At 62.0% G+C, this 24597-nt stretch carries 31 protein-coding genes; 17 read left to right on the top strand and 14 right to left on the bottom strand.

The annotated features are described in order from the left end of the window. Positions 1 to 165 precede the first annotated feature (165 nt). Both DS839_RS21095 and DS839_RS21090 read left to right on the top strand, forming a co-directional pair. Complete coding sequence (locus DS839_RS21095; RefSeq protein ID WP_119272456.1) at positions 166 to 1023, top strand: LysR substrate-binding domain-containing protein; 858 nt, start codon at positions 166 to 168, stop codon at positions 1021 to 1023. 185 nt (positions 1024 to 1208) lie between these two features. Then, entirely contained in the window at positions 1209 to 2060 is an 852-nt protein-coding gene (locus tag DS839_RS21090) for a carbon-nitrogen hydrolase family protein (protein WP_119272455.1), read from the top strand. A 53-nt stretch (positions 2061 to 2113) separates the two neighbouring features. Here DS839_RS21090 and DS839_RS21085 read toward each other — a convergent pair whose 3' ends face one another. From DS839_RS21085 to DS839_RS21065, 5 genes are all read right to left on the bottom strand, one after another. After that, a complete protein-coding gene (locus DS839_RS21085) occupies positions 2114 to 3019 on the bottom strand; it encodes an MBL fold metallo-hydrolase (RefSeq protein ID WP_119272454.1) in 906 nt (301 codons plus the stop codon). Positions 3020 to 3040: 21 nt separating this feature from the next. Continuing rightward, complete coding sequence (locus tag DS839_RS21080) at positions 3041 to 3508, bottom strand: J domain-containing protein (protein WP_119272453.1); 468 nt, start codon at positions 3506 to 3508, stop codon at positions 3041 to 3043. Between the two features lie 95 nt (positions 3509 to 3603). Continuing rightward, positions 3604 to 4470 carry a phytanoyl-CoA dioxygenase family protein gene (locus tag DS839_RS21075; RefSeq protein ID WP_119272452.1) on the bottom strand — a complete coding sequence of 289 codons (867 nt, stop codon included), beginning with the start codon at positions 4468 to 4470 and terminating at the stop codon, positions 3604 to 3606. Between the two features lie 7 nt (positions 4471 to 4477). Continuing rightward, the gene (locus DS839_RS21070) at positions 4478 to 5341 is read right to left on the bottom strand and encodes an EamA family transporter (protein ID WP_119272451.1); all 864 of its coding nucleotides are present in this window, start codon (positions 5339 to 5341) and stop codon (positions 4478 to 4480) included. A 4-nt stretch (positions 5342 to 5345) separates the two neighbouring features. Continuing rightward, positions 5346 to 6101, bottom strand: a complete 756-nt coding sequence (locus tag DS839_RS21065) for a FadR/GntR family transcriptional regulator (protein ID WP_119272450.1) — start codon at positions 6099 to 6101, stop codon at positions 5346 to 5348. 156 nt (positions 6102 to 6257) lie between these two features. On the opposite strand from DS839_RS21065, the gene DS839_RS21060 reads away from it, so the two are divergent. The 8 genes from DS839_RS21060 to DS839_RS21030 all read left to right on the top strand — a co-directional run bounded on the left by DS839_RS21060 (position 6258) and on the right by DS839_RS21030 (position 13617). Then, positions 6258 to 7604 (top strand): NAD(P)/FAD-dependent oxidoreductase, encoded by a 1347-nt coding sequence (locus tag DS839_RS21060; RefSeq protein ID WP_119272449.1) that lies wholly within the window; start codon positions 6258 to 6260, stop codon positions 7602 to 7604. Positions 7605 to 7705: 101 nt separating this feature from the next. Then, positions 7706 to 9178, top strand: a complete 1473-nt coding sequence (locus tag DS839_RS21055) for a glutamine synthetase family protein (RefSeq protein WP_119272448.1) — start codon at positions 7706 to 7708, stop codon at positions 9176 to 9178. A 42-nt stretch (positions 9179 to 9220) separates the two neighbouring features. Further along, complete coding sequence (locus tag DS839_RS21050; RefSeq protein ID WP_119272447.1) at positions 9221 to 10156, top strand: class II glutamine amidotransferase domain-containing protein; 936 nt, start codon at positions 9221 to 9223, stop codon at positions 10154 to 10156. Continuing rightward, positions 10144 to 11001 (top strand): GltB/FmdC/FwdC-like GXGXG domain-containing protein, encoded by an 858-nt coding sequence (locus DS839_RS21045; RefSeq protein ID WP_119272446.1) that lies wholly within the window; start codon positions 10144 to 10146, stop codon positions 10999 to 11001. The genes DS839_RS21050 and DS839_RS21045 overlap by 13 nt, the downstream gene beginning before the upstream one ends. A gap of 34 nt (positions 11002 to 11035) precedes the next feature. Then, entirely contained in the window at positions 11036 to 12526 is a 1491-nt protein-coding gene (locus DS839_RS21040; RefSeq protein ID WP_368911805.1) for an FMN-binding glutamate synthase family protein, read from the top strand. A 48-nt stretch (positions 12527 to 12574) separates the two neighbouring features. Next, positions 12575 to 12988, top strand: a complete 414-nt coding sequence (locus DS839_RS21035; RefSeq protein WP_119272445.1) for a hypothetical protein — start codon at positions 12575 to 12577, stop codon at positions 12986 to 12988. A gap of 57 nt (positions 12989 to 13045) precedes the next feature. Next, a complete protein-coding gene (locus DS839_RS36605) occupies positions 13046 to 13198 on the top strand; it encodes a FitA-like ribbon-helix-helix domain-containing protein (protein WP_162918705.1) in 153 nt (50 codons plus the stop codon). Positions 13199 to 13209: 11 nt separating this feature from the next. Next, positions 13210 to 13617: a GFA family protein gene (locus DS839_RS21030; protein WP_119272444.1), complete on the top strand. Its 408-nt coding sequence runs from the start codon at positions 13210 to 13212 to the stop codon at positions 13615 to 13617. Here the strand turns inward: DS839_RS21030 and DS839_RS21025 are convergent. After that, the gene (locus DS839_RS21025; RefSeq protein WP_162918704.1) at positions 13614 to 14414 is read right to left on the bottom strand and encodes an arginase family protein; all 801 of its coding nucleotides are present in this window, start codon (positions 14412 to 14414) and stop codon (positions 13614 to 13616) included. The genes DS839_RS21030 and DS839_RS21025 overlap by 4 nt on opposite strands. A gap of 233 nt (positions 14415 to 14647) precedes the next feature. Here DS839_RS21025 and DS839_RS21020 point away from each other — a divergent pair, with 233 nt between their 5' ends. The 3 genes from DS839_RS21020 to DS839_RS21010 all read left to right on the top strand — a co-directional run bounded on the left by DS839_RS21020 (position 14648) and on the right by DS839_RS21010 (position 16657). Continuing rightward, positions 14648 to 15433: a DUF2092 domain-containing protein gene (locus tag DS839_RS21020; protein WP_119272442.1), complete on the top strand. Its 786-nt coding sequence runs from the start codon at positions 14648 to 14650 to the stop codon at positions 15431 to 15433. Continuing rightward, positions 15430 to 15756, top strand: coding sequence for a hypothetical protein (locus DS839_RS21015; protein ID WP_119272441.1), 327 nt, complete (start codon positions 15430 to 15432; stop codon positions 15754 to 15756). Before DS839_RS21020 ends, DS839_RS21015 begins: the two co-directional genes overlap by 4 nt. Positions 15757 to 15829: 73 nt before the next feature. Then, on the top strand, positions 15830 to 16657 hold the full coding sequence (locus DS839_RS21010) for an SDR family oxidoreductase (RefSeq protein ID WP_119272440.1): 828 nt from the start codon (positions 15830 to 15832) through the stop codon (positions 16655 to 16657). On the opposite strand, the gene DS839_RS21005 is transcribed toward DS839_RS21010, so the two are convergent. From DS839_RS21005 to DS839_RS20985, 5 genes are read right to left on the bottom strand one after another with little or no spacing between them, the layout of a single operon-like run. Then, on the bottom strand, positions 16658 to 17089 hold the full coding sequence (locus DS839_RS21005; RefSeq protein ID WP_119272439.1) for a DoxX family protein: 432 nt from the start codon (positions 17087 to 17089) through the stop codon (positions 16658 to 16660). Further along, on the bottom strand, positions 17090 to 17866 hold the full coding sequence (locus DS839_RS21000) for an HvfC/BufC N-terminal domain-containing protein (RefSeq protein ID WP_119272438.1): 777 nt from the start codon (positions 17864 to 17866) through the stop codon (positions 17090 to 17092). 7 nt (positions 17867 to 17873) lie between these two features. Then, positions 17874 to 18728, bottom strand: coding sequence for an MNIO family bufferin maturase (bufB, locus tag DS839_RS20995; protein ID WP_119272437.1), 855 nt, complete (start codon positions 18726 to 18728; stop codon positions 17874 to 17876). A gap of 56 nt (positions 18729 to 18784) precedes the next feature. Beyond that, positions 18785 to 19066 (bottom strand): BufA1 family periplasmic bufferin-type metallophore, encoded by a 282-nt coding sequence (locus tag DS839_RS20990; protein WP_119272436.1) that lies wholly within the window; start codon positions 19064 to 19066, stop codon positions 18785 to 18787. Further along, positions 19066 to 19335: a BufA1 family periplasmic bufferin-type metallophore gene (locus tag DS839_RS20985; RefSeq protein ID WP_119272690.1), complete on the bottom strand. Its 270-nt coding sequence runs from the start codon at positions 19333 to 19335 to the stop codon at positions 19066 to 19068. Before DS839_RS20985 ends, DS839_RS20990 begins: the two co-directional genes overlap by 1 nt. A gap of 167 nt (positions 19336 to 19502) precedes the next feature. Between DS839_RS20985 and DS839_RS20980 the strand changes: the two genes are divergently transcribed. Further along, positions 19503 to 20054, top strand: a complete 552-nt coding sequence (locus DS839_RS20980; RefSeq protein ID WP_119272435.1) for a sigma-70 family RNA polymerase sigma factor — start codon at positions 19503 to 19505, stop codon at positions 20052 to 20054. Further along, positions 20051 to 20689 (top strand): NrsF family protein, encoded by a 639-nt coding sequence (locus tag DS839_RS20975; RefSeq protein WP_119272434.1) that lies wholly within the window; start codon positions 20051 to 20053, stop codon positions 20687 to 20689. Before DS839_RS20980 ends, DS839_RS20975 begins: the two co-directional genes overlap by 4 nt. 7 nt (positions 20690 to 20696) lie before the next feature. Here the strand turns inward: DS839_RS20975 and DS839_RS36600 are convergent, their stop codons facing one another. Both DS839_RS36600 and DS839_RS20970 read right to left on the bottom strand, forming a co-directional pair. Further along, on the bottom strand, positions 20697 to 20840 hold the full coding sequence (locus tag DS839_RS36600; protein WP_162918703.1) for a hypothetical protein: 144 nt from the start codon (positions 20838 to 20840) through the stop codon (positions 20697 to 20699). Between the two features lie 12 nt (positions 20841 to 20852). Continuing rightward, positions 20853 to 21416 carry a hypothetical protein gene (locus tag DS839_RS20970; protein ID WP_162918702.1) on the bottom strand — a complete coding sequence of 188 codons (564 nt, stop codon included), beginning with the start codon at positions 21414 to 21416 and terminating at the stop codon, positions 20853 to 20855. 170 nt (positions 21417 to 21586) lie between these two features. Between DS839_RS20970 and DS839_RS20965 the strand changes: the two genes are divergently transcribed. Further along, on the top strand, positions 21587 to 22954 hold the full coding sequence (locus tag DS839_RS20965; RefSeq protein WP_119272432.1) for a trimethylamine monooxygenase: 1368 nt from the start codon (positions 21587 to 21589) through the stop codon (positions 22952 to 22954). Then, on the top strand, positions 22920 to 24011 hold the full coding sequence (locus DS839_RS20960; RefSeq protein ID WP_119272431.1) for a DUF2332 domain-containing protein: 1092 nt from the start codon (positions 22920 to 22922) through the stop codon (positions 24009 to 24011). The genes DS839_RS20965 and DS839_RS20960 overlap by 35 nt, the downstream gene beginning before the upstream one ends. Before the next feature lie 6 nt (positions 24012 to 24017). Here DS839_RS20960 and DS839_RS20955 read toward each other — a convergent pair whose 3' ends face one another. Then, positions 24018 to 24596 carry a disulfide bond formation protein B gene (locus tag DS839_RS20955; protein WP_119272430.1) on the bottom strand — a complete coding sequence of 193 codons (579 nt, stop codon included), beginning with the start codon at positions 24594 to 24596 and terminating at the stop codon, positions 24018 to 24020. Position 24597 lies beyond the last annotated feature (1 nt).

The raw sequence follows: 24597 nt of genomic DNA, 5'->3' as shown, positions 1-24597 counted from the left end.
TTGAAGGTCGGCGCGAAACTGGTGGTCAGAACGGTGGCGGTCATGGTGTGCCTCGAAAGCTGGAACAGGGCTGATCACATGTCCGCATTTCGGGCCGATGACGAGCATAAGTCAAATCGTTATCTCATATATTGAATATAAGTTTGACTTATGTAAGAAAGAGCCATGCGCTATGCCCAGCTCAAGGCCTTCCATGCGGTCGCGGCGTATGGCGGGTCCTCCAAGGCCGCCGACAGGCTGGCGCTGACCCAGCCCGCGGTCTCTGACCATATCCGCAAGCTGGAGGCGGCCTATGGATCGGAGCTCTTCCTGCGCCGCCGCGGCGGGGTCGAGCTCACGAGCTTTGCCCGCAAGCTCTATGCCGTGACCGAGCGCATGTTCGAGGCGGAAACGGAAGCGCTCGAGCTGCTCTCGCGCGCCAGGGGCCTCGAGGAGGGAAGTCTCAGCATCGGCGCCGATGCGGCGACCCATCTGCTGCCGCTCATCCGCCGCTTCCGCGAGCGCTACCCCAAGATCGGCCTGCGTCTGGTGGCCGGCAACTCCGCCCAGCTCCTCAGCCGGCTCGATCGCTTCGAGATCGATTTTGCCGTCATCGCCGGAGCGCCGCCGCAGCAGGACTATCACGCGCGATTGCTGCGCGAAGACGCGCTCGCGGCTTTCACCGCGGCAACCCATCCCTTCGCCAGGCGGAGCGAGATCGCCTTCGCCGAATTCGTGCAGCAGCCCGTGGTGCTGCGCGAAGAAGGCTCCGTCACGCGCAACCTGCTTCTGGAGGAAGCCGCCCATCGTGGACTGGCGCTCGCCAATGTGCTGGAGATCGAGAGCCGGGAGGCGGCGCGCGAGGCGGTCGCCAGCGGCTTAGGGGTAGGCATCATCTCGACGGCGGAAATCGTCCCCGATGCCAGGCTTCACAGCTTGCGTTTCGGCGATTGGGAGGCGCGCATGAGCGAATGGCTCGTATGCCTCGCGACCCGCGCCGATCTACATCTCATGCGCGCCGTGCTCGGCCTGCTGCGGCGCTGACAGCTAGCTAACGCAAGCGCGTATCCCGGCGAAGTGGAATCACTTCGCCGATAAGGATTCGCGCCCCATAAGTGTTTTGGAGCAAACCCTTATCGCCAAAGTCTTCAACTTTGGCGGGGTTTGCTCTAGGTCAAGCTCGCGAAGTTGAGAAGTGACATAGTTTCCAATTGGTATAGACTGGACTCATGGTTCAGAAATTCATCGCGGCCTGCGTCCAGAATTGCGCCACGCCTGACGTCGAGGCGGATATCGCCATCCTGGCGAAGCTTATCGACACGGCCGCGGCCAAGGGCGCCGAGCTCATTGCTCTGCCGGAATATTGCGCCGGGCTCGATACCAAGGACGGCATGCTGCATCCTTTCGCGGTGCCGGAAGGCGATCATCCGGTATTGCCCGCCATGGCGGTGCTCGCCAAGGCGCACAAGGCCTGGATCCTCGTGGGCTCGATCGGGGTCAAATCCGCCGACGGGCGCATCTTCAATCGCGGCTACATGATCTCACCCGACGGCGCGATCGCGGCGCGCTACGACAAGATCCATATGTTCGACGTCGATCTGGGCGATGGCCATGTCTATCGCGAGTCCGCCACCATCATGCCGGGCCAGGAAGCCGTGCTCTCACCCTGCATCGGCGGAACGATCGGACTTTCGATCTGCTATGACCTGCGTTTCGCGAGCCTCTACCGCACGCTGGCCAAGGCGGGTGCCCAGATGCTCGCGGTGCCGGCGGCCTTCACCCGCATCACCGGCAAGGCGCATTGGCATATTCTCAATCGCGCCCGCGCCATCGAGAACGGTGCCTATGTCATCGCCCCTTGCCAGTATGGGACGCTCGCCGGCGGATCGGAATGCTATGGCCATTCCCTGATCATCGATCCCTGGGGCCGCGTGCTCGCCGATGGCGGCGAGGCCGAGAATGTCATCACCGCGGAAATCGATCTCGCCGAGGTGGCGAAGACCCGGGCGCGCATTCCGTCTCTCGTCCATGACCGGCCGTTCACGATCGAGAGCATCACGCCGGCTGTCGCGGCGGAGTAGGCGCATCGGCCCGAAAAGTTCATGGTCGCCCTCGAGGCGACCATCCAGCTCAGTCAATTCACGTTCGCGGCGACGACCCTCCTGACATTGTTGCGGTGCACGTCCTCATAGGGCGCGAAATAATTGACCCACTTCGCCTGCAAGGGGCCGGCGATCAGCGTCGCAAGCGCCTGCTCGCGAAGCTCCGGCTCGCCGATGCAGCGCTTCAGCATGCGCACATATTGCTGGGTGGCGCGGATGAGGGGTTTCTCATAGCCGCCGCCCGCGATGACATTGGGATCGCCGTGATTGGGCAGGATGCGCGAGATCGGCCAGCTCCACAGCCGGTCGAGCTCGGCCAGATGCGTGTCGAGCGACTTTGGCTCCGCCACGAAGGTCACCGTGTCCTCCAGCGCATCGCCGGCGAACAGCAGGGACAGGTCCTCGATATGAAGCAGCGTCGCATCGTCGCTGTGGATATGCGCATGACGCAAATGGACGGTGAGCCGCCCGACATGGAGCTTGAGGTGATCTTCATAGACCGTCGTGGGCGGGACGAGCGGCGCTATCGCCGGGGCGCCCTGATAGCTGCCGTCTTCAATGCCCGCGCGATCCGCCTCGAGATGCGCGAGCGTCAGCGCATGCGCGATGATCTCGCAATCGGCGAAGGCTTCGTTACCGGCGACATGGTCGAGATGATGATGGCTGAGCACGACACGGATGCGCTTCATGCCCATGCGGTCGAGAAACATCCGGATCTTGCGCGCATGGGCGACCGAGAGATGTGTGTCATAGACGAGGGCGTCGTCCTCATCGACGAGCGCATAGCTCGCCGTGCCGAGAGAGAAGCCGTCATCGTCGAGCCAGTTCTCGTTTTCCGAATAGAGCCGGACATCCGGAATCCGCCCGTCATAGAAGGCATAGACGAAAGGCAAGGGCTTCAGCACGCGCAAATGCGCGACGGGATTGGATTCGATCATCGAGGAGCTCTGGAAGGCGGATCAGGCGCGCGTGGTGATGCTTTCCAACTCGTCATAGGCCTTCTGGATGCGAATGAACATAGCGTTCATGTAATCTCCGACTTCCTTGGGTACGTCCTTGGCGGCGAGCTTGTCGGGATGATAGAGCCGGGCCTTGGCAAGATAGGCCGCCCGGATCTCGCCCCGGTTGGCGCCGCGGTCGACGCCGAGCATATGATAGGGATCGAAGCCCGTGGTGGCCTGCGTGCGGCGCGAGAGCTGGTCGATGCGCGGTAGATCGATGGCCGAGATCATCGCGATGGCCCGCTTGGCGATGAGGCTGAGCGTGTTGTCGCGCTTCTCGAATTCGATGAACTGATCGGGGTTGTTGAGAAGATCGCGCAATTTCTGGGCCTGCCCCGGGAAGACATGGCCGTTGAGGACATCGCCGGAATGGAGGGTGAGCGTGACCGCGATACGCTGCTTTTCTGTTTCGACTGATACAAACATGAGCAAATGATTCCGGTACCAGAATTACCGGCAACCTTGCCCGATGGGCGCCTAGAGAACTATTATAATTGTCCTTAAAATTTAAGCGGTTAGGTTTACGCCGCCGCTGCTCGACCGCTTCTCATATAATCGTCGAGCCACGCCGTGCGATAGCCATCCTGTTGCCAAAGCACGGGAAAATAGCTCTCGTCCATTTCCGTCGAATGCGCCTTCTTGTAGCGCGAGTAAATATAGCTGATTTCGTGGGGATGAAATTTTGCTGTGGACGAGATGCAGTGGGCGATGACCGAGCGGCGCGGATTTGTGCCTTTGTTGTCGCGTGAGCCGTGCCAGGTGCGGCCGTGGTGGAACACCGCCGTTCCCGCCGGCACTTCGATCGGCACGACCTCGTAATCCTTGATGCCGGCGGCCTGTGCCGCGGGCTTGAGATCGGCAAGCGCGTCGTCGGGCGCATGGAACTGCTTGATCGGCGGCGAGATCGGCCACAGATGCGAGCCTCGCACATGCTCGATGGTGCCCTGGAAGGCCTTGGTGTCGTCGAGCGTGATCCAGCAGGTCATCATCTCGCTGGGCACGATCCACTTGTTGTAGGAATCATCCTGATGGAAACCGAGCGGCTTGCCGCCGGGCGGCTTCCAGATGACATTGTCTTGCCCGAGGCGGGCGCCGGGCCAGCCGCGCAGCCGCGCGCAGGCCTCGCCGACATCGCTTCTGAGCACGATCTGGGCGACGGTCAGGTCCGATTTCCAGCCATTGCAGATCTGGCGCGTCAAATCCGGAGCGTCGCGTCCCAGCCGCCAGTTCCATTCATCGGGATAAAGCCCGGTTTCGAACTTGCCGGAAAACATCGGCTCGAAGCGGGCGCGCGCCGCTTCGATCTCGGCCGCATCGAGCGCACCCGTCACGGCGACGAAACCGTCACGGGCGAAATCATCGAGATGCTTCTGGGTAATGGCGATCATGGACACCTCATTTGAGCGCGGAGAGGGCAGCGACCCCGAGGAAGGTCGCGGCAATCCCGAGCCAGCGAAGATAGACGATCCTTTCCTTGAGGAAAATGCGCGCCAGAACGATGGTGATGGCGCCGGAGGCCGTCGCGCAGACGGCGGCAAGCTCGGGCTGATCGCTCTTGCCGGCGGCAAAGAGCAGCCCCGTGCCGACGACATCGAGCAGGCCCATCAGGAAGAGGACGGGCAGGTAGCCCGCCTGCGGCCGCAGCGGCTCAGGTCTGATCAGGAGAAGCGGCAGGATGACGGCCGAACCGGCAAGGCGTGAAATCCACACCGACTGCAATTCATCGAAGAGCACCGCGGACTTCTGTCCGGCGAGGATGGCGATGATGAAGGTGGCATGGGCGAGAAGAGCGAGGATGATTGTGCGCCGCCATCGGTCGGGCTTTTCATCGGATTTCGCTGCCTCATTGGGCTCGGCCCAGGCGACGAGGAATGCCCCGAGTAGAACGATGGTGATGAACAGGAGCTGCAGGGGTGTCGGCATATGACCGGCCAAGGCGCCGAGCAGCACGATCGTCGCCGGGTAGGACATGGCCACCGGGACCGCGAGCGACACCGGGCCCGAAGCGATGCCGGCAAAGAGCCAGAGGGTTGCGAGCGCGACGCCGGCTCCGGCGACGAGGGGCCAAAGGATGTCATTGCGGGCGAGATCCGGGAACGTGCTGAAGGCCATGAGCGTCATCGTGACCAGGACGAGACCGAAAAGTGTCACGGCGGCGGTAGCGCGGATTGCGCCGATCGACCGGCTGACCGAACCCGCGGCGAAGTCGAGCGTCCCGTAGCACAGGGCCGCGAGCGCGCCGAGCAGGACCGGGTTCATGCCGTCAGATGCTGTCGGCGCCGACCAGGTCCTGGCGCGCCGTTTCGAGATGGCGGCCGATGAGATCGGCCGCGGTCGCGGGATCGCGCATCTTCAGCGCCTCGAAGATCGCGCGATGCTGCTGGTTGTAGATGTCGATCTTCTCCTTCACCAGGATGATCTGCTTCATCTGCTCCCACTGCGCGTGGTTTCTCACCGTGTTGATATGCTGATAGAGGCGGTAGAGCAGGGGATTGCGCGAGCAGCGCGCCAGCGCCAGGTGGAATTCCGAATCGAGCTTGGTGAAGAGATCCTGGTCGCTATGCGTCGCCTCGATCCTGACCAGGATGCTGCCGATGGCATCGAGGTCGCGCGCCGAGGCGTGCAACGCGGCGAGCCGGGTCATGGCGGGCTCGATGGCGATACGGGCCTCGATGAGCTGCAGCGGCGAGATGAGGTCGGTGACATCCGACATCGCGTCCTGCACCGGGCCCTGATAGCTCACGAAAGTGCCGGAGCCGACGCGGCGCACCACCAGGTTCTTCTGCTCGAGCTGGTCGAGCGCCTTGCGGATGGTCGAGCGGGCGGTGCCGAAGGCGACCGCGAGCTGGCGCTCCGGCGGCAATTGGTCGCCGTCGCTGTAAACCCCGCTTTCGATGGCGCGCCTGAGCCTCGAGGTGATGGAATTGGCACCCCTGGTGGCGACGAGCTGGGGGTCTTCGCCTTCTGCCTCGAGGGCGCTGCGGGTCTTCATCACGTCGTCCTGCGCTTCCGGGTTCATGGTCTCAATTGGTTGTAATTGGCAAAAATTGGTTTGCAATCGGTCTGAATTTGTGGATCATTATGCCAGAACCAAGGGTTTTGTCCCGAAAAAATCGCTCAAACCGGTTCAGCCCAATCTGGCTGGCAGGGTTCCAAGGAGGAAGGCTTACGCGTCATGGCAGTCCCGTCGGGTGTAAAATATGCGATCATCGGGGCCGGCATTCACGGCCTCTCCACCGCCTATCATCTGGCGCTCAAGCTCAAGGAGACGGGCCGCGGCTCGGGCTCTGACATATTGGTGGTCGACAAGACCGCGATCGCCGCCGGGGCCTCCGGCATCGCCTGCGGCGTCGTGCGCAACAACTACTATCAGCCGGCGATGCGCGAATTGATGGCGCATTCGGTTTCGGTGTGGGAGAGCGATCCCAAGGCCTATTCCTATCATCCCGTCGGCTACATGCAGATTTCGCCGGAAGTCATGCATCAGCAGGTCGGCACCATCTACGAGCAGCAGAAGAATATCGGCTATTCCTCGACCTTCATCGAAGGCGAGAAGGAATCGACCGCTTACATGAAAGGCCTGTTCGACGATTGGCAGGCCAAGGGCATCACCTCGGTGCTGCATGAGAAGAAGGGCGGCTACGCCAACAACACCGCGTCGATCTATGGCCTTGCCTCCAAGGCCGAGGCCGAGGGCGTTCGCATCATGACCGGCGTAGAGGTCAATGGCTTCGAATTCGGCAGCAATTCGCATGCGGTGACCGCCCTCTTGACCAATAAGGGCCGCATCGGCTGCGATTATGTCGTGGTCGGCGTCGGACCCTGGGTGAATCAGGTCTGGAATATGCTGGACCTGCCGCGCACCGTCTCGATCAAGGGCCGCGACGGCAAGATGCATGACGGGGTGCGCATGTGGAAATACTGGTGCCTGGAGGAGGGCACGCTCGGCGTCGATCCCAATATGCACAAGACCAATGACGGCAAGATGCCGCCCGTCATCCATGTCGACACCGACGCGCCGCTTTATTCGGATGTCGATGGCAGATTGCTCACCGACAAGCTCTGGGGCCTCTATTACAAGCCCGATTTCAATTTCGGCGGCGTCCAGGGCGGCGCCTCGCCCTACAAGGTGGAAGGCGAGCCGGACAACGTCGCCATCGATCCTTACGGCCCCGATTCGCCCGATTTCATCGTCGGCGACGAATTCATCGAGACCTGGTGCTCGATGCTGGCGCATTGCCAGAAGCGCTTCGAAGGCAAGATCTCGATCTACAAGAAGGATGAGAAATCCGGCGGTCTCGGCTGCTTCACGCCCGACAATTTCCCGGTCTTCGACGTGTTTCGCGACAATGTCTTCGTCATCGCGGATTCGAACCACGGCTACAAGATGATCGGCGTCGGCAAGCTCGCCGCCCAGGAGATCGTGGGCGAGAAATCGAAGCTCCTCGAGCCGTTCCGCTTCTCGCGCTATGCCGAAGGCAAGCTCCACCCCGTGTCCAACAGTCCCTTCCCGTGGAGTTGATCGAAGAGTTTGCTTTTGAATTTACCAAACCGGTTTTGCCGCGTTAGGCTCAAAAGTCCAAGCGTAACCAAGAACCGGAAACGAAACAGAGGAAATGCCACATGTCGGATTATGAGAAATTCATCAAAACTGACGGCCGCGACGCGCTGATCAAGCAGGTCCGCAAGAAGATCGATCAGCTTGGCATCGAATATCTCTATCTGCAGTTCGTCTCGGTCACCGGCCGCATCATGGGCAAGGGCATCCCGGCCGATCACTGGGAGAATATCGCCAATGGCGGCTTCCAGCTCGTCTATGGCTCGACCGTCAACCTGTTCATGAACCGGCGTGGCGAGTATCTGGGCTATGGGCCGGAAGCGGCCGAGCTCGTCGGCGTGCCTGAGCCCGAGACCTTCATGCAGCTGCCCTGGGACAAGCGCGTCGCGCGCATGTTCTGCACCTTGTTCCGCAATCGCGAGGAGAAGGACGATCCGGGCGCGTTCCTTACCTCCGACTGCCGCGGCAATCTTAGACGCATCCATGACAAGTTCGAAAAGGATCATGGCCTGCGCATGCGCCACGGCACCGAGCCCGAGATGATGTGGCTCAAGAAGGACGACAACGGCAATCCGAATGGCGGCTACTCCAATCCCTATTGCTACCACATCGACCAGTTCGAGAGCCTGCGCCCCGTCTACATGCGGGTAATCGAATACGGCCGGAAGATGGGCCTCGACATGATCCAGGGCGATCACGAGGACGCGCCCGGACAGATCGAGCTCAACTTCAATTATGACGAGGCGCTGCGCACCGCCGACCGCCTCACCACCTATCGCCAGATCTGCGCGCAAGTGGCGCGCGAGTTCAACATCATCGCTTGCTTCATGTGCAAGCCCTTCATGGGCGTGTCGGCCAATGGCTGCCACCACAACATCTCGCTGTGGAAGGGCGGCAAGGACGAGTTCAAGGCGCTCGGCAACGATGCCAAGAACCTTCCTGGCTTCGAGCACAATTACATGTATCGGCGCGGCGGCGAGAACACCTTCATGCCCGACACCACGGACAGGCAGATGCCGGGCAAGCTCGGCCTCTACACGATCGGCGGCATCGTCAAGCATCTGGGCGCCTTGACCGCCATCGGTTGCTCGACCGTCAATTCCTATCGCCGCCTGTGGGATACGGGCTTCTGGGCGCCGGTCTTCGCCGACTGGGGCTTCCAGAACCGCACCACGGGCCTGCGTGTTTCGGCCCCCGGGCGCTTCGAATATCGCGCCGTCGATTCCATGGTGAACCCCTATCTGATGGCGGGCGCCATTCTCAAGGCCGCCGATGACGGCATCCGCAACAAGATCGATCCGGGCAAGCCCGAGGAACGCAACATCTATGCCGCCATGGAGGCCGGCAAGCAGGTTAAGCGCCTGCCAATGACCTTGGGCGATGCGCTCGAGGCCCTGAAGAAGGACGAGGTGATCAAGTCCGCCATGCCGGGCGAGATGCACCGCCTCTTTGACGAGTACAAGCGTGACGAGTGGGAGCGCTTCCTCCACACCTCGACGCAGTGGGATTTGGATACCTATCTGAACTGTCTGCCGTAGTTCCCTCGAAGCCCGAGGGAAGAAGGAAAGGAGAGATAAGTCATGTGCGGGATAGCCGGGCTCATCCACCGCAACGGATCGGGGAACATCGGTCAGGAAATGACCCAGATGCTCCAGTCGCTCAAGCATCGTGGACCCGACTCCACGGGTTATGCGATCTATGGCCAACCGGGGCGCAATGAATATGTCATGCGCTTCAAGGTGGCCGAGCAAGAAGACATGGCGAAGGGTTTTGACATCCAAGACGAGGTCAAGCGCCGCCGTGCCAAGGTCGAAGAGCGCCTGACGGGGCTCGGCGTCCAGATCATCGACAAGGACGAGGCCACCGATTACGCCTATCGCTATCGCATCCAGTATGACGGCGACATGAAGAAGCTCGCCGATTATGTCGAGGATGTCGAAGGCACCGAAATCCTGTCGATGGGCAACGCGCTCGAGCTCATCAAGGATCTGGGCGATGCGGCCCGCGTCGCCGATCAGTATTCCTTGCGCAAGTTCAAGGGCACGCATGGCATCGGCCATACCCGCATGGCGACGGAGTCGGACGTCGATATCCGCTCCGCCCATCCTTACTGGGCCTACCCCTATAACGACATCGCCGTCGTCCATAACGGCCAGCTCACCAACTACTGGATGATGCGGCGCGAATTCGAGCGCCGCGGCCATCGCTTCATGTCGAACTGCGATTCGGAATTGCTGGCGGTCTATACCGCCTACAATCTCGAGCATGGCGCGACGCTCGAAGAGTCGCTGCGCCAGTCGATCCAGGATATCGACGGCGTCTTCACCTATCTCGTCTCGACCAAGGACGCGCTCGGCATGGCCAAGGACACCATGGCGGCGAAGCCGATGGTTCTTTACGAGAGCGACGATCTCGTGGCGCTCGCTTCCGAAGAAGTGGCGATCCGCGCCGTCATTCCGCATGAGATCGACACCTGGGATCCCTATGATGAGGAGGTTCGCGTATGGCGGGCTTGACCACCACGAAACAGGCCCATGTCTCGCATGACATGGGCATGCACACCGAGGCCTTGCGCGGCAAGACGCAGCAGCGCTTCTTCGATGTGACCGAGGAGGGGACGGGCTACGGCTATCCCGACGCGCTCGATGTCGACTTCAACAAGCGCGCCGAGCTCGATTGCGAGAAGCTCGACTCGAAGCAGATCAACGCGCAATTGCGCGATCTGATGAAGCGCGGCTATGGCACGATCGTGCTGCAGAATCCGGGCTCCAAGCATTCGCTCGCCGTCGGCATCCTCAATAGGCTCAACCTCTATATCGAAGGCTCCTGCGGCTATTTCGCGCTGGGTCTGCTCGACGGGCCGAATGTGAAGGTCAAGGGCCGCGTCGGCTGGGCGTGCGGTGAGAACATGCTGGCCGGCACCATTCTCATAGAGAAGAATGCGGGCTCGCAGTTCGGCGCTGCGCTGCGCGGCGGCGACATCGTCTGCAAGGGCTCGGTCGGCGCCCGCACCGGCATCGACCAGAAGGGCGGCAACATCATCGTCGGCGGCGACACCGGCTCGTTCTCGGGCTTCATGATGCAGCGCGGCCGCATGGTGATCTGCGGCAATGCCGGCAAGAACCTGGGCGACTCGATGTATGACGGCACCATCTATCTCGGCGGCGAGGCGAGGAGCCTCGGTGTCGATGCGGTGCCGGGCGAGATGACCGCCCTCGATCGCGAGTGGCTGACCCGCAAGCTCAAGATGTACGGGCTCTATCCCGACAAGGGCATCGGCCACTTCAAGAAGATCGTCGCCGGCAAACAATTGTGGAACTACGACAATCTCGAGCCTGGCGAAAAGAAGCTGGTGCTCTGAGTCATTGGGCGAAGAAGTGAGGTGAGGAACCGTCATGGCTAAAAAAGCGGCCAAGAAAACCAAAGCGAAATCGGCACCGGTGAAGGCAAAAGCGAAACCGCGCGCGCTGGCGCTCGTGAAATCGAACGGCAACGGCGCCGTCAAGCGCACCGCGACCGGGCTTGCCGCCCTTTCGCGGGCGCCAGCCGAGAGCAAGAAATACATCCTGGGCTCGTCCAAGATCTTCACGCCGGAGGTCATGAACGACATCCACATCAAGTCGGAGCTCGGCCGCTACCGCATGCGCGGCTTCTCGCTGTTCAAGAAGATCCCGCATTGGGACGACCTGACTTTCCTGCCGGGCACGCTCACCCGCTTCGTCATCGAAGGCTATCGCGAGAAATGCGACACCAAGACGATCATTGGCCCGCGCGCCAAGCGTCCGATGGTGCTCGACATTCCGGTCTATGTGACCGGCATGTCCTTCGGCGCGCTCTCTTATGAGGCCAAGATCGCGCTCGCCCGCGGCGCCACCATGGCGGGCTCCGCCACCTGCTCGGGCGAGGGCGGCATGATCCCCGACGAGCGGCGCTATTCGATGAAGTGGTTCTACCAGTGCATCCAGTCGCGCTATGGCTTCAACCCGCATCATCTCAGGCTCGCCGATGCCTGCGAATTCTTCATCGGCCAGGGCTGCAAGGTCGGCCTCGGCGGCCATCTGATGGGCCAGAAGGTGACCGACCAGGTCGCCGAGATGCGCTCGCTGCCGGCCGGCATCGACCAGCGCTCGCCCGCCCGTCACCCGGACTGGCTCGGCCCCGACGATCTGGCGCTCAAGATCCAGGAGATCCGCGAGGCGACCAATTGGGAAATCCCGATCCAGCTCAAGCTCGGCGCCGCGCGCGTCTATGACGATGTGCGCATGGCGGTGAAGTGCGATCCCGATTCGATCTATATCGACGCCATGGAAGGCGGCACGGGCGCCGGTCCGCATATTGCCACCGAAGACACGGGCGTTCCCGGCATTGCGGCGATCCGCGAGGCCAGGCGTGCCATCGACGAGCTTGGCAAGAAGGGCGAGATCTCGCTCGTCTATGCTGGCGGCATCAGGAATGGCGGCGACGTCGCCAAGGCGCTCGCTCTCGGGGCGGATGCCATCGCCATCGGCCATTCGGTGCTCATGGCTCTCAATTGCAACAAGCACATCGAGGGCGTGACCGACTATCCGGCCGAGATCGGCGTCGATGCCGGTTTCTGCTATCACTGCCATACCGGCCGCTGCCCGGTCGGCGTCGCGACCCAGGATCCGGTGCTCAGGCAGCGCCTCGATCCCGACAAGGCGGCCGAGCGCGTCTACAACTTCCTCCATACGCTGACCATGGAAGCGCAGCTTTTGGCCCGCGCCTGCGGCAAGACGAACATCCATTCGCTCGAGCCCGAGGACCTCGCTGCCCTCACCATGGAAGCCTCCGCCATGTGCAAGGTGCCGCTCGCCGGCACCAACTACACGGTCGGCATGGAAGGCGGGAACTATCACAAATACTGAGCAGCCCTCCGGCCTCGCGGGGCAGAGGAACTCTCAAGGAGACAAGACATGGCAGGCACAAGCTACAAAGGCTCGGACATCAAGTCGGTCGACCAGTTCATCAAGGACAAGGCCGGCCTTTCCTCCTCGCGCGAGAAGGAGATCGGTCAGCATATCGGCTACCGCTATGACGTGAACCTGATCCCCGACTACAAGCGCTTGACGCCCTTCCTCAAGGGCTATCTGGAGTTCATGGGCTGGGACGACCTCAACTGGCTCGAAGACGTGCATATGGGCTACGAAGAGGGCGAGCCCGCCATCTTCGACCGCAATTGCAACGGCTGGGTGCGCATTCCCAAGAATGTGAAGCTGCCCGACAATCAGCAGGACCGCGACATGATGGCGCGCGAATTGCTGATCAAGTTCCAGATGTCGCCCAACCACCCGATGGTGCAGCTGAACAAGGCCTACCGTAAGGTCTAATCTAGGCCAATTCGCCCTCAGGTGTGCTATTGATTAATAGTGCATCAGGAGGCGGGCGTGGCCGATATTCTCATCGATCTTCCAGACGATGTCATCGAGCGTCTCGAGAGGCGTGCTGCAAGCAAGGGGCGTTCTCTTGAGCAGGAGCTGCATGAGATTGTCATTGCAGCTGCACGATCGGACTTTATTCGTAAAGACCGCGAAAGGTGACGGAACCGGCAATGCGGTCCGGTGGATGCCAGTGTGGCGCGGTACGCTATGAGAGCGCAGGCGAGCCTCATGCGCTTTATATCTGCCACTGCGCCGAATGCCGCAAGCAATCGGCTTCCGCTTTCGGCATGTCGCTGGTGGTTCGGCGCTCGGGCTTTCGACTGACGCAAGGCAGCCCGGAATTCTGGACGCGCCCGGCCGATAGCGGCCGACATGTCAGATGCGCCTTCTGTCCGAGCTGCGGCTCGCGCCTGTGGCATGAGCGCCAAGGTATAGCAGAGACCCTTACGATAAAAGCGGGCTCCCTCGACGATCCCATCGACATGACGCACGCCATCCATATATGGATCATGCGCAAGCTGCCCGGCGTCGTCATCCCGGCTGATGCCGTGCAATATCCGCAAGAGCCGCCTGACTAGGGCTTCAATATCTCGAGTAGCTTCGCCACGAGCCGGCGGGCGATCCAGCGCTGTGGGTCGAGATTGGGATTATAGATGGTGAGCGTCATGCCCATGACCTTGCCCGTGGCGAAAGCGGCGCTGAGCAGGCGGGTCAGTTCCTCATAGGACAAGCCGTCCTTCATCCGGTACTCGACCGCCGGCATGATCTCGTCGTCCAGCACATCGACGTCGAAATGGATCCAGAAGCCTTCGAGCTCGTCCTTCGTCACCCGGGCCAAGACCTGTTCGACACCCTGGGCGCCCTGCGCATGCGCTTGCCGCACATCGATGCGCTCGAGCTCCTTCGGATAGGGCGTCTCGATGAAGTCTTTGTCCTGCAGATGATCGCGCGTGCCATAGGCGCAACAGTCCTCCGGACGGAAATAGGGACCCAGCCCATCGATATTGGAGAGCAGCGCCGGCCCGTTGCCGGTCACCAGCGCCAGATCCATCGAGGCCGCCTCGCCATAGGGCTCGAGCCTGGCATCCCAGTAGTCCATATGGCCGTCGACGAAGAGAAGCCCGTAGCGCCCGCGTTCCTTCAGCGCCAGAGCCGGGCCTAAAAGGATGCTGCAATCGCCGCCGAGAATGAGAGGCACATGCTTGTCCTCCAGCATGTTCCAGACCTCGCGCGCCAGCGTCTGCGTATAGGCGAGGAGCCCTTGCGGGTTGAGCATATGTGTTTCAGGATCGCGACGCGGATCATAGGGCGGCGACTCCAGGCGCAAAGTTTCTGCAATGCCGAGTCCGACGCCAAGCCCCATTTCGAGGAGCACTTTTGGTGCGTCCTGAAGCCCGGAGGCCACAAGCCAAGCACCGAGGGAGCCTCTATGATCGCATAACGGGGCATCGCGACATGACTCTGTCATGTTTTGAGCGGCCACTCCAGGTGATCCGAGGCCTTGACATAGGTCCTTGGTCCAACTATCGCTCGCTCGTTACGCAGCGGAAACTAATGTGGATCCGCGGCTTTGGAGCTGAGGATAGAATTCATCGGGAGGCTTCACTCATGATCTCATTTTCTTCTCGTGCAGTCAGGAAATACGCCGCGGCCGGCGTGTTTCTGATCGGGCTTCTGCCTGCGGGCAGCGCATGGGCCGACGATGCCCGCGAGCTTCTCAAGGCCATGTCCGATTACATGGCCAAGCAGCAGGCTTTCTCCTTCTCCTATCAATCGACGCTCGAGGCCGTCACCGACGGCTTCCAGAAACTGCAATTCGTAAGTTCGGGAACGGCGACGGTCAGCCGTCCGGACAAGATCCACATCACGCGCACCGGCGGCTTCGCCGATCTCGACGTCGTCTTCGATGGCACGACATTGAGCGTCCTCGGCAAGCATCTTGACGCCTATACGCAGATCGAGGCGAAAGGCACGCTTGACGACCTGATCGCCAGGCTCGCCGATGCCGGTGTCCATGCGCCGGGAGGCGACCTTCTCGCCTCGAATGTCTTTGAAGGCTTGATCGACAACGTCACCGACGCCAAGCACATTGCGAGCGCCTTTATCGATGGCGTGGAATGCGAATATCTCGCTTTCCGCACGCCCGAGACCGACTGGCAGATCTGGATCGCGGCCGGCGAGAATCCGTTCCCGCTCCGCTATGTGATCACCAGCAAGCATATCGTCATGGCGCCCCAATACACGCTCCAGATCAGCAACTTCAAAACCGAGCCCAAGGTCGCCGACGCGACCTTCAAATTCGATAAGCCGGCGTCGGCCAAGAAGGTCGATTTGAGCGAACTGGGCATAATCGATGAGTTGCCGACGGCGGCGAATGAGGGAGGAGCGCAATGACACAGGGCAGGAAATATGGGGCGTTGGCTTTGGTCGCGGCATTCCTTCTTTCGGATGTCACGTTCGACTGGGGTGTGCCGTTCATCAGTCTTAACCCGGTTTCACCCGCGGAAGCGAGGATCGGGCATCCGCTGACCCCGCTCTCCTATGCCGGCGTGGCACGGCGGACGACCCGCCGGGTCGTGCGCCGCACCGCTGTGCGGATCAGCACGCTGCCGCGAGGCTGCGTCTATGGTCCCTATTATGGCGCCTATTACTACAATTGTGGCGGCGTCTATTACGCCAAGAGCGGCACCGTCTATGTGCAGGTGATCATCGAGTAAGCTGGCCGATGGAAATGAAGGCGCGGAATCGCTAGAAGGTCACTCCTGAGCCTTACAGCGGGAGTTCCTTGCCATGACCAGCGTCGGCGCCTTCAAGCTTTCTACACTCGACGGAAAAGTCGCCATCGTCACCGGCGGCACCCAGGGCCTGGGCGAGGCGACGGCGCATCTTTTCGCCGATCGCGGCGCCAAGGGCTTGGTGATCTGCGGCCGCAATGACAAGAATGGCGAGAGGGTCAAGGCGGCGCTGGAGAAGAAGGGAGCGAAGACGGTCTTCGTGAAAGCCGATCTGGGCTCGGTCGAGGACAGCCGCGCCGTCGTCGCCGCCGCCGACAAGGCTTTCGGGCGCGCCGATATCCTGGTCAATGTCGCCGGCATGACCGATCGCGGCACGATCTGGGATACGAGCCCCGAGCTTTTCGACACGATGTTCGCCGTCAATGTCCGGGCGCCGTTCTTCCTCATGCAGGATGCGGCGAAGCTGATGCGGCGCGAGAAGTCGGGCGGCACCATGGTCAACATCATCTCGATGTCGGGCCATGGCGGGCAGACCTTCATCACGGCTTATTGCGCCTCGAAGGGCGCCCTCATCACCCTCACCAAGAATGTCGCCTTCAGCCTCATGCGCCACAAGATCAGGGTGAACGGCCTGTGCATCGGCTGGATGGATACGCCGGGCGAGGACCGCATCATGAAGACCTATCACCAGGCGGAGGATGGCTGGCTCACCGAGGCGGAGAAGAAGCTGCCTTTCGGGCGCCTGCTCAAGACGGACGAGGTCTCGCGCGCCATCGCCTATCTGGCGAGCGATGAATCCGGCATGATGACCGGATCGATCATCGATTTCGATCAGCAAGTGGCCGGTTGCGCCGACAGCGCGCCGCAGCCGCCGCCGCTGTGATCAGCGCGTCTGACGCTCCCTGATGAAGTGGTCGAGCGACCAGTCGCCGGCGCCCTGCGCCATCAGGAGGAGGAAGCAGGCCGCCCAGGTGCCATGCGTCGGCCAAGCGTCGGGATAGACGAAGATCTCGATGACGAGCGTCATGCCGAGGAGCGCCAGAGCGGCGAAGCGGGTGGCGAGCCCCAGCATCAGCAGGATAGGGAAGAAATGCTCGGCAAAGGCGGCGAGATATGCCGCGATCACAGGATCGATCAAGGGCAGCCGGTATTCCTCGCGGAACAGATAAATCGCATTGTCGGAAACATGCCAGCCCTCGAGCTTGGTCTGCCCTGACTGCCAGAAGACGGCAGCGGGCGCCACCCGGGCGATGAGGGCGATGAGCGCATAGGGAATGCGCTCGAAGAGGGCGATGACTTTCTCCACCAGGGCCATTCACGCCTCCAGGGACGGTTCGGCGGTGATGTCGATAACGGCGCCCGAGCGCAGGAGATCGGCCAGGTTCCGGCCGAGATCGAAGTCTGGATCCGCGTCCATGGCGCTCTCATAGGCTTCGCCGAGGGTTGCGCCCTTCATCAAGGCGAGGAGGAACGAGGCGCTGCCCGCTCCGATTTCGCGCGTCAGAACCGTGAGCTCGGGACGCGTGACGAGGGCGTTCTCCGCCCGCCAGTTCTCGATCGGGACGAGCGCCTGGGCTCCCGAATTCATGGCCCAGATGGTGACGATGGGATGGGACGAGGTGAGGACCGTCGCCGCGGGATGGAAAATGAAAACGAGGCCGCTCATGCGCTCGGGGGCGATGCGCGACAGAGCCTGCGGATCGACAGCGGCAATGTCGCGCGCGTGATAGGCCTTCACTTGCGCGTTCTCCAGCCGGACGATGTCGGCGAGATAGGGGAGGCCCGCGGCGGGCGGGAATGCCGCGACGAAATCGGGGAAGTCGCCGCCATAATGCAAGAGGACCGGCGAGGTGGGCGGCGTGCCAAGCACGAAGTCGCGCGCCATGGCGGTGAAGAATTCCTCGCCGACGATCTTCTCGGTGATGGGAAAGCGCGCAGCGAGCGCGCGGGCGAGGCCCGTCGCGACATTGTTGCGATAGACGCCGTAGCGCCTGGCAGGCGCGCTGCCGGAAGCGGAGCGCAGGCCTTGCGGCACGGGCTTCGCCCGGTCGAGCAGGGCTGCGGCAAAGGCCGCCTGTGTCATGTTGCTCATGGCTGCCTCATGCGGCACGGCGCGCCGGGGCGCGGTCGAGGATGGCTTGTGCTGCTTCCGCCTCGGCCCGCAAAACCGGCCAGGCCGGGATCTTGTCGTCCCATTCGACGAGGCTCGCGATAGGCCCGGTCGTCGCGATCACGCTTTGATAGAGCGACCAGACGGGATCGGTCACCGGAGTGTCATGCGTGTCGATGAGAAGGGGAGCGCCTGTCTCGTCCTCGGTCGCGGCGTGGCCGCTCAGATGGATTTCACCGACATGCTGCAGCGGGAAGGCAGCGATATAGGCCGTCGCGTCGAGCTGGTGGTTGGTCGCCGACACGAAGACGTTATTGACGTCGAGAAGCAGGCCGCAGCCAGTGCGCCGCGCGATCTCGTTGAGGAAATCGGTTTCGGCGATCGTGCTCTCGGCGAATAGCAGATAGGTCGCGGGGTTCTCCAGGAGCATCTGCCGGCGCAAGGCCGATTGAACCTGGTCGACATGCTCGACGATGCGGTCGAGAGTCTGTTGCGTGTAGGGGAGGGGCAGGAGGTCGTTGAGGAACACCGTGCCGTGGCTTGACCAGGCGAGATGCTCGGAGAAGCTCTCGGGCTGGTAGCGCTCACAGAGCGCGCTGAGCCGCGCCAGGTGGTCGCGGTCGAGATCCTGCATCGATCCGATCGACAGGCCGACGCCGTGCAGCGACAGCGCATAGTTCTCCCTGATGCGGTTGAGCTGGGCATGCGGAAGGCCGCCATCGCCCATGTAATTCTCGGCATGGACCTCGAAGAAGCCTACCGGCTGCCGGCCCTCCGCGATGTCGGTGAAATGCTGCGGCTTGAACCCGACGCCGGCCTGGCGCGGCAGATGCGTGCGCTTCATGACGGACACTCCTTGAGAAGTGCGCGCGGCGAAGCTGGCTTCGCCGCGCGTGATCGTTATGACGGGCGGGTGATGGGCGTAAGCGAGCCTGGTCCCAGCGGCGTCTGCATCGTGGTGCAGGTACCCTTCGGCACCAGCTTCCAGGCATTGCCCTGATAGTCCACCTTGGAAGTTCCGGCACAGGTCGTGCCGGGACCGGCCGCACAGTCATTCTGGCCCTGGAGCGCCACGCCGTAGCACTTCTCCTTCGCCTCGTCGGCCGAAGCCTGAGGCAGGCTCAGGAGAGAGAGCGCACTTGCGAGCGATGCCGCCAGAACGGTCTTTGAAGCAGTAGCCATCACCCCTTCATCGGCTCCAGCGTGCCCTTGCCTTTGGGTGTCGTCATCGATGTGCAGGTGCCCTTCGGTACCAGCTTGAAGGACTCACCATCATAGTCGGCGGTCGATTGACCCTTGCAGTCATGCATGCCGGCCTTGCAGTCGTTCTGGCCTTTCATAGCCACGCCATAGCATTTCTCGGTTTCCTGGGCTTGCGCCGGAATGGTGAGCAAGGCCATGGCGGAAGCGAGCGAGCCCGCCAAGGCGAGGCTCAAGGTGCGACGATCCATATTCTCCTCCATATGAAAGCGAGCCTTTGCCGGCTCACAAGGAGGTATTCGGGAGGAGGCTTCCGGATATTACAGGCCGGTCGAAATTTCTGCCGCCCCTCACGCCGGTGTGATAGGCCATGTAACGAATTGACCGCGGCCAGCGAAGGAAGGGATAGTCCCGGACTATGAGTGCCAATGAAGAGGAATGGGCCGTGCTGATGCGCGCCGCGATGGCTGGTGATGAGGCCGCTTACAGGGCCTTCCTGAAAGCGATCACGCCCGCTATTCGCGCCGCCGCCCGCCGCAATCTGGCACGTTATGGCCTGGGTGTCGCCGATGGCGAGGATGTCGTCCAGGACACGCTGCTCGCCATTCACCTCAAGCGCCAGACCTGGGACCAGGACCGTCCCATCGGCCCCTGGATCGCGGCCATCACTCGCAACAAATTCATCGACCTGATGCGCCGCCGTGGCCGTGCCGTCCAGGTTCCGATCGAGGATGTGGCGGCAAGCCTGGCGGCGGAAGAGGCGGGTGCGACGCTCGAAGGCTACGAGGTCGGCCGCATGCTGGAGAATTTGAACGAGAAACAGCGCATGGTGGTGCGCTCGCTTGCAATCGAGGGCGCTTCGGTGCGCCAGACGGCCGAGCGTCTGAACATGACGGAGAGCGCCATTCGCGTGACTTTGCACCGTGCGGTGAAGGCCTTGGCCGTGATCTATCGGGAGCGTGACACGTGAAGACCGACGATCTCATAGAGGCCCTGGTCGAGGACCGTGCGCGCCCGTCCATGACCCCTCGCGCCGCCATATTGGGGGCGGTGGTCTCGGGCGCCGTCATTGCCGGCATTCTCTTCATGATGGTGCTTGGCTACCGGGCCGACATCGCGCAAGCGGCCGAGACCTACCGTTTCCTGTTCAAATTCGTCCTCACCCTCACTCTCGCCGCGAGCGCCATCACCCTCGCGCTGCAGGTCTTCCGTCCCGAAGCGGCTCTCGGCCGCAGGCTCTGGCTCATCGCCGTGGCACCGGCGATGCTCGCGGCCGCGGCCCTCGCCGAGCTCTTCGTCATGCCGTCTTCGACCTGGCTGCCGCGGCTCATCGGCACCAATGCGCGCTTCTGCCTGACGATGATCCCGCTCTTTTCGGTGGCTCCCTTGCTGGCCTTCTTCGCAGCGCTGAGAAAGGGAGCGCCGGCCAATCCCGGCCTCGCCGGTGCGCTGGCGGGCCTCGGCGCCGGCGGCATCGCCGCCACGCTCTATGCCAGCCACTGCACCGATGACAGCCCGCTCTTCGTCATCGTGTGGTATCCGATCGCCATCGGCTTTGTCACGCTTGTCGGCTATCTCGCCGGCCGGCGCTGGCTGAGATGGTAGTGGGAGCCTAGGCGCGGTCCTTCCTTCCTTCCGCAATCAGCTTGTCGAGCTCAGGAATAATGACTTCCGCTAATTCGGCTGGTGTCTCGCCCGGTCCATAAACACGGCGCGGGTCGGGCTTGCGAATGTTGTTGTCGTCCTTATCGGTCATGTGACAGCCTTCTCATGGCCACGGCTCCGCCATGGCGTTCTTCCAATTTGGCCGGAAGCTCAGGACGTCGGCGTCATTGCCGAGATTGGGATTGAACAGGCGGTTGTGCCAGAGGCTTGCCTCGCGGGAGATGTCCCGCGCCGGCAGGCGCTTGACGGCGCAGGCCATGCGGTAGCGCTGGGCAAATTGCTCGAAATCGAGCAGCACCGTCTTGAGCTTGAGGATGCGCTCGGCCACAAGCGAGCCCTTGGCGAAGACGGCGGTGATCTCGTCCGAGAAGAGTTCCGGCAGCTGATAATAGTCGGCCGCCAGGTATTTGATCCCGGCCTCGAAGGCCTGGCGGTGGTCATTCGTCCGCTGCAGCTGGAACTTGAAGAAGGCGGTGCTTTCCTCGGGGTTGATGGGCACCAGCAGGATGGTCATTTCCGGCATGATGATCTCGCCCTTGAGGCTCGAGACCTGGGGCCGGAAGCCCGGCATCGGCACGCCCCCCTGGTCGCGCATCGCCATTTGCCTGAGCCGGCACTGCCAGGCGATAAAACTGCTCTTGAGTTCGCTGTTGGACAGTCGTTTCATACCCTTACTCGTCCGCCTCTAGAACCAATGTCGCAGTGCAGCATGCTTCTTTCACTTGCTAAATTGGTTCAGAATTGGCCTAATAGTGGTCATAATTGGTTGTCGAGTCAAAATAATTGCCGTCCCGCCATTGGGGGCAGGGACCGGTGAATTGGAGGAGAACTCAGGACATGACAAGAGTTGCGGTGATCGGTGCGGGTCCATCCGGTTTGGCGCAGTTGCGGGCATTTCAATCGGCCCGGAAGAAGAAGGCCAAGATCCCGGAAGTGGTCTGTTTCGAGAAGCAGGACGATTGGGGTGGCCTGTGGAATTACACCTGGCGCACCGGCCTCGATGAATTCGGCGAGCCGGTCCATGGCAGCATGTATCGGTACCTGTGGTCGAACGGTCCCAAGGAATGCCTCGAATTCGCCGACTACACATTCGAGGAGCATTTCGGCAAGCCCATTGCTTCCTACCCGCCCCGCGCCGTGCTGTGGGACTATATCAAGGGACGCGTGGAGAAGGCGGGCGTGCGCAAATGGGTGCGCTTCTCGACTCCGGTGCGCATGGTGACCTGGAACAAGCGGACGAAGAAATTCACCGTCACCGCGCATGACCGCAAGAAGGACCGGATGTATTCGGAGGAGTTCGACTATGTGGTCGTCGCCTCGGGCCATTTCTCGACGCCGAACGTGCCCTATTTCGAAGGCATGGCGACATTCAACGGCCGCGTGATGCATTCCCATGACTTCCGCGACGCGCTCGAATTCAAGGGCAAGGACGTGCTGATCGTGGGCCGCAGCTATTCGGCCGAGGACATCGGCTCGCAATGCTGGAAATACGGCGCCAAATCGGTGACCACCAGCTATCGCTCGAAGCCCATGGGCTTCAACTGGCCGGAGAATTTCACCGAGCGCCCGCTGCTGCAGCGGCTGGTGAACAAGACCGCCCATTTCAAGGACGGCTCATCGAAGGAAATCGATGCGATCATCCTGTGCACCGGCTATCTGCATCACTTCCCGTTCCTGCCCGACGACCTGCGCCTCAAGACGGCGAACCGTCTGTGGCCGCTCGGTCTCTACAAGGGCGTGGTGTGGGAGGACAATCCGCGGCTCTTCTATATCGGCATGCAGGACCAGTTCTATACGTTCAACATGTTCGACGCCCAGGCCTGGTACGCGCGCGACGTCATCATGGGCCGCATCAAGCTGCCGGCCAAGGACAAGATGACGAAGCACAGCAAGGCCTGGCGCAAGCGCGAGGAGAAGCTCGAGAATGCCGAGCAGATGATCTGGTTCCAGGGCGACTATGTGAAGGAGCTGCTGGCCGACACCGACTATCCGCAATTCGACATCGAGGCGACCAACCATACCTTCATGGAGTGGGAGCACCACAAGGTCGAGGACATCATGGGCTTCCGCAACAACGCCTATCGCTCGCTGATGACCGGCAACATGTCGCCGACGCACCACACCCCCTGGGTTGACGCCATGGACGATTCCATGGACTGCTATCTGGGTGATGGCAAAACCGGACGACGAGAGGCGGCGGAGTAGCCCGGACAAGGAGGCGCAAGTCCGGCAGGCTTTTCGCCTGCAGGCGGAATGGTGCCGCAATCTGGGCTCGCCTTTCACTGGTTTGTTATGCGAGCTGGCCGCGGAGCGGCTCGACCGCTCGACCGGCATTGGCGAGACCATCCTGGACTGGCCGGGCGATCCCGATTCCAAGGCGGATTCCGTGCCCTTGCGTTTCGCCGGCGCCCTGAACGGGCTGGTGCGCAAGGGCCTGCTGCCCGATCTGGCGCGGCTCTATCCGCCCAATCCGCTGCCCGATGGCGAGGTCCTCTGGCCGAAGGTCGTCGAGGCGCTGGCGGCGGCGGAAGCGAATATCGGGCCCTGGCTTGCTTTGCCGCCGCAGACCAATGAAGTCGGCCGCTCCTCCATTCTGTTCGCCGGCCTGTGCTGGCTCTGGGCGCATTATCCCTTGCCGATCCATCTCTATGAGGTGGGGGCGAGCGCCGGCCTCAATCTCAATCTCGATCGCTATAGCTATCGCTTCGGTGAAGACGTCCTGGGGGCGATGGGCGCGGCCCTGTTCCTGACACCCAGCTGGGAAGGCGGCACGCCGCCCAATCTCAGCCCGCGCGTGGTGAGCCGCTCAGGCTGCGATCTCTCGCCGCTCGATACGACATTGCCCAAGGACCGCGAGCGGCTCGTCGCCTATGTCTGGCCCGATCAGGCCGATCGCGTGAAGCGCCTCACGGCGGCCTTGGCCATCGCCGCGCGTCACCCCGTCAAGGTCGAGCGCAGCGACGCCGCCCAATGGGTCGAGCGCACGGTCGCAGCGACCGCCGCCTGGGGCGAGCAGCAGGTCCTGTTCCATTCGATCGCCTTCCAGTATTTTCCGAAGGACAGCCAGGAGCGCATCATCGCGCATATGGAGCGGGCAGGGGCAGGCGCCACGCGCGACTCGCCGCTCGCCTGGCTGCGCTTCGAGGCCGATCCCGAAATGGACAAAGCCTTTTCCTTGCGACTGAGAGTGTGGCCAGGCGAGGACCATCTCCTGGCGCTGGGCGATCCGCATGGCCGCTGGGTGAAATGGCTGGCGGCGTAAAGGCCGTCACTGCAGCAGCTGATAATTGAATGTGTGGCATTGGCCGAAGCCGCATTGAATGACGACCGAGACCAGGTTGATCAGGCAAAGTACTATGACATAGACACTCAAGATGCCGGCCAGCCGATGGATGATCGGAAATGTCCGCGCATCGGCATCGCGCAAATGATCATCGCCCCCGAGCAAGGCGAGCTTGAGCGCATAAGCGATCAGCAAAGCGAGCGCGATGATGATCGACCAGACCGGCATGTGGATTCCGAAGACGGCGCTGCCGATATATTCATGGCCGGGACGCGGATAGATGTCGAGCAGGCTCTGCCGGACGGAGACGATCAGCAGGAAGATCGCGAACAGCAGGCTGAAACCGGTGTTCCGGGAGGAAAATCCGTTCCTGAAATTGAGCATGATGCCGAAGCAGACGCCGAAGAGCGCCACGCGTTGCAACAGGCACAACGGGCAGGGAAGCTCGCCATAGGCATATTGCAAAGTCATCGCGGTCATGAGGATGCCGGCGATGACCGCCATCATGGCGAGAAGATAAAGGTAATTGAGGCCGGCGAGAAGGCGGCTGGTGCCGGCCTGCATG

The organism is Taklimakanibacter deserti, assembly GCA_003574785.1.
The sequence above is the reverse complement of the archived record's forward strand: the minus strand, read 5'-3'. Positions and strand labels throughout refer to the sequence as shown.